Raw genomic sequence first — 1,063 nt, 5'->3', positions numbered from 1 at the left:
CATGGTGGCTGTTTCGTTGGCGGAGATCGTTCGGGCGCCGAAGGTGCTGCTGCATGACCATCTGGATGGTGGGTTGCGGCCGGCGACGGTGGTGGAGTTGGCGGACGAGGTGGGTCATGTGTTGCCGGTGACGGATCCGTCGGAGTTGGGTCGGTGGTTCGTGTCGGCGGCGGATTCGGGGTCGTTGGAGCGGTATCTGGAGACGTTCGCGCACACGGTGGCGGTGATGCAGACGGAGGCGGGGCTGTTCCGGGTGGCGGCGGAGTGTGCGGTGGATCTGGCGGCGGACGGGGTGGTGTACGCGGAGGTGCGGTTCGCGCCGGAGCAGCATCTGTCGCGGGGGTTGGGGTTGGGTCAGGTGGTGGAGGCGGTGTTGGCGGGGTTCGCGGCGGGGTGTGCGGAGGCGGCGCGGGCGGGTCGGGTGATCCGGGTGGGGACGTTGTTGACGGCGATGCGGCATGCGGCGCGGTCGCAGGAGATCGCGGAGTTGGCGGTGCGGTACCGGGATGTGGGGGTGGTGGGGTTCGATATCGCGGGTGCGGAGGCGGGTTTTCCGCCGACGCGGCACCTGGATGCTTTCGAGTTTCTGCAGCGGGAGAATTTTCATTTCACGATCCATGCGGGTGAGGCGTTCGGGTTGCCGTCGATCTGGCAGGCGATTCAGTGGTGTGGTGCGGATCGGTTGGGGCATGGGGTGCGGATCGTGGATGACATCGAGGTGGGTGGGGGTGGGGTGCGGTTGGGGCGGTTGGCGTCGTATGTGCGGGACAAGCGGATTCCGTTGGAGTTGTGTCCGTCGTCGAACGTGCAGACGGGTGCGGTGGGTTCGATCGGGGAGCATCCGGTGGGGTTGTTGCGTGATCTGCGGTTCCGGGTGACGGTGAACACGGACAACCGGTTGATGAGTGGGACGTCGATGTCGCGGGAGATGTGGTTGTTGGTGGAGGCGTTCGGGTGGGGGTGGTCGGAGTTGCGGTGGTTGACGGTGAACGCGATGAAGAGTGCGTTCATCCCGTTCGACGAGCGGCTGGCGGTCATCGACGACGTCATCAAGCCCGCGTAC

At 66.2% G+C, this 1,063-nt stretch carries 1 protein-coding gene; it reads left to right on the top strand.

All coding sequences use genetic code 11. From position 1 onward, the window contains the following. Position 1: 1 nt before the first annotated feature. A partial coding sequence (locus ACFHWT_RS31315) for an adenosine deaminase (protein WP_416598303.1) occupies positions 2–1,063 on the top strand: 1,062 nt, incomplete at its 3' end.

This window comes from Micromonospora sp. LOL_021 (assembly GCF_048060215.1).
Classification (GTDB): Bacteria; Actinomycetota; Actinomycetes; order Mycobacteriales; family Micromonosporaceae; genus Micromonospora_E.
This window is presented reverse-complemented; position numbering and strand designations above follow the sequence as displayed.